This is a genomic window from Mycobacterium sp., from assembly GCF_049280035.1.
GTDB lineage: Bacteria > Actinomycetota > Actinomycetes > Mycobacteriales > Mycobacteriaceae > Mycobacterium.
In genome coordinates, this window is sequence record NZ_JBAPPI010000391.1 from 1 (window position 1) to 3,422 (window position 3,422).

Genomic DNA, 3,422 nt, shown 5'->3' on the forward strand with positions numbered 1-3,422 from the left:
CCACCGGGGACCGGTAAGCACCCGCATGGCGGCCGCACCGGCGGTCGGTTCGGCGACCAGGCGCAGCATTGCGACCACGTCGGCGACTTCGGGCACCGACAACAACCCGGCCAGTCCGACCACTTCGACCGGGACGCCGCGGGCGCGCAGCGCGGCGGCCATCGGTTCGGCGTCGGCGTTGCGCCGCACCAAGATCGCCGCGGTCGGGGGCACGACGCCATCGTCGGCGGCCTGCTGATAACACCGGTGCAGGTGATCGGCGACCCACTCCCGTTCGGCCTGTACGTCTGCCAGCAGCGCGCAGCGGACCGTGCCGGGCTGAGCGTCGGGGCGAGAACGAAGCGCGCGCACCGCAACTGATCGTCGCCGCGCGTCAGCCGACACGGCGTTGGCCACATGTAGCGCCCGCGGCGGATTGCGCCAGCTGGTTCGCAGTTCGAGGACCGGCGCCGGGCTGCCGTCGGGTCGCGGGAAGTCGGTGGTGAACCGGGGCAGATTGGTCGCCGAGGCACCCCGCCACCCATAGATCGACTGGATTGGGTCACCGACGGCGGTCAACGCCAAGTCATCGTCGACGCCCCCGCCGAACAGCGACGACAACAGGATGCGCTGGGCGTATCCGGTGTCCTGGTACTCGTCGAGCAGCACCACCCGGTAGCGACCGCGCAGTTGCTCACCGACCTGCGGGACCGCCGTCGCCAAACGCGCGGCGTAGGCCATCTGCATGCCGAAGTCCATCACCTTCTCGGCCCGCATCCGCCGGTGCAAGGCGTCGATGACCGGCACCAGCTCGGCACGCTCGGCCTGGGTGGCCAGCATCCGCAGCAGCCACTGGCTGGGCCCAGAGTTAGGTCCGCCCCGTTGGTAGCGGCCCGCAGGCAGGGTGTGCACCAGCCGTTCGAGCTCGTGGTGGGTATCGCGCAGCTGATCGGTGTCGACCAAGTGCTCGGCGAGTTGACCCGACAGCCGCAGCACCATCGAGGTGACCGCGGCCGGAGTCTTGTCGGTGTGCAGCTCCCCGGGATATCCGTTGACGACGCCGAATGCCAGTTGCCACAGTTCGGTCTCGCTGAGCAGCCGGGTGCCAGGCTCGACGGGCTGTGCGCGCGTTCCCGCCTCCGGCGACAGCAGACCGTATTCGCGCAGCAACTGGCCGGCGAAAGCGTGATAGGTGCTGACGACCGGCGTGCCGGCGGGCTCACCGGGTGGCGGGCCCGGCTGGCTGCCGATTGTCAATCCAGTGCCGCCCAGCCGGGCCAGCCGGGACCGGACCCGTCGCAGCAGCTGACCGGCGGCCTTGCGGGTGAAGGTCAGCCCCAGTACCTGGCCGGGTTCGGCGTAGCCGTTGGCGACCAGCCACACCACCCGCGCCGCCATTGTCTCGGTTTTCCCTGCGCCGGCCCCCGCGATGACCACCAGCGGCCCGGGCGGCGCAGCGATAACCGCCGCCTGCTCCGCCGTCGGCTCGAAAAGACCTAAGGCACATGCCAATTCGGCGGGACCGTAGCGGGCTGCAACTGGTGTCGTCATACCGCCCCCTCGGCGCGGGCATAGGCCGGGCAGCTCGGCCGCAGCGGACAGTGCGCGCAGCCGTCGTTGATCCGGGCGATGAACTGCGGCCCGGCCGTCGCCTCAGCAGCCTCCCGGACCAGGTTGCGCCACTCGACACGCGCCTCGGGTGTCAGCGGGTCCTGCTCGCGTTCGGTCGCGACGCCCGGCCCGGTCCTGCCTAGGTACACCAGTCGCGCGCCGCCCGGCTCGTCCCCGTCAGCTACCAGACCCTCGGCCACTGCCAGCTGGTAGGCGGCCAACTGGGCATGCCGTTGCGCGTCGTCCTTGCTGACGGGCGTCTTGCCGGTCTTGACGTCGACGATGACCAACCGCCCCGCTCCGTCGCGTTCGATCCGATCAACCCGGCCGCGCAGCCGCACGCTGGCACCACCACGGCCGTCGAGCACCCCGTCGATGTCGACTTCGACGCCGACCTCCGTTAACTCGCTACGGGTCTGGGCCCGCCACCCCAAGAACGCCTGGATCATCGCGCGATGGCGGGCCAGCTCGTTGGCTGCATACCAACGGGATTCGAAGGGCAGGTGCTGCCAGGCCCGCTCCAGGGCCGCCAGCAGCTGCGACTCGCTGCCTGCCGGTTCGGCGATCAGCGCGTGCAGCACCGAGCCGATCGTGGAGCGCAGGTCGCGGGCGTCGGTTCCGCCGTGGCGTTCGGCCAGCCAGCGCAGCGGACAGTCGGTCAGCATCTGCAGGCTCGACGGAGTCAGCGTGACGATGTGATCTGTGTGATCTTCCCTACTCCACAACGGTTCGGTGCTGCTAAGCGACGTCATGCCGTACCACCCGGCCGGGTCAGCACCCGGAACGCCTGCTGCGGCGAGCCGCGCCAATTGTGTTGCCGCGCAAGCACGCACCGCGTCACTCACCGCGCCCTGCGGTGCGCACGCCACCCCGCGCAGCCGGCCCACCACCGCGGCCGCCGACAGCACCCGCGGCGCAGTGACGGGTTGCAGTGCGGCATCGGGTGAAGCGGCATCGGCGCTGCCGGTGTCCCATTGCGAGATCTCGGAGAAGAACGGCGACGGCATAGCCGCATCACCGTCGTCGCTTGCCTCTCCCTCTACGGCCGTCACCAGCAACCGGTTTCGCGCCCGGCCCATCGCCGCAACCAACAGTCGCCGTTCCTCAGCCAACAGCGGTGCACGCATCGACGCGTTCTCGGCGACCCCGTCCAGCGCGTCCAGCAGCCGCTGGGTGCCGAGCACACCGCCGCGCGGAATCGTATTGGGCCACAACCCTTCCTGCAGGCCGGCGATGACCACCAGGTCCCACTCATGGCCCAGCGCCGCATGCGCGCTAAGCACCGTGACCTGCTCAGTCGCGGCCGTAGATTCGGGACCGGTTGTGGGCATCTGCAGCGTGCCCAGGTGGTCGATCAGGCCGGGCAGCGACGCGCCGGCAGTGCGCGACAGATATTGGTCGGTGGCGTCGAACAGTGCCGTCACCGCGTCGAGGTCTCGGCCGGCCTGAGCGCCGGAAGGTCCGCCACGCTCACACGCCGCCAGCCAGCGTCGCTGTAGGCCCGAACGGTGCCATGCCGCCCAGAGGGTGTAGCGCGGGTCCACGCCGCGCGCATGACTGCGCGCAGCGGCGTCCAGCACCGCGCGGATCCGTCGCAGCGGCCGGGCCTGGGTTGGCGTCAATCGAGAGAACCCCCCGTGGTTGAGGGCATCCACCAGCAGGTCGTCGAATTCTCGTGGCGGCCCGTCCATTTCGGCGCGGCGCAACGCCCGTCGCAGCTGGCGCAGCGAAACCGGGTCGACCCGCCCGATCGGCCCGGTCAGCAGCGTCAGCGCACGCTTGCCGTCCAGCCCGTCGGCGGCGGCGGCCAACACCGTCAGCAGCGCCTGCAC

At 70.6% G+C, this 3,422-nt stretch carries 2 protein-coding genes; both read right to left on the reverse strand.

Annotated features, from left to right (window positions below):
• On the reverse strand, positions 1 to 1,530 hold a 1,530-nt coding region (locus WAN71_RS13085; protein WP_422225737.1), incomplete at its 3' end, for an ATP-dependent helicase.
• On the reverse strand, positions 1,527 to 3,422 hold a 1,896-nt coding region (locus WAN71_RS13090), incomplete at its 5' end, for a PD-(D/E)XK nuclease family protein (protein WP_422225738.1). The genes WAN71_RS13090 and WAN71_RS13085, both read right to left, overlap by 4 nt.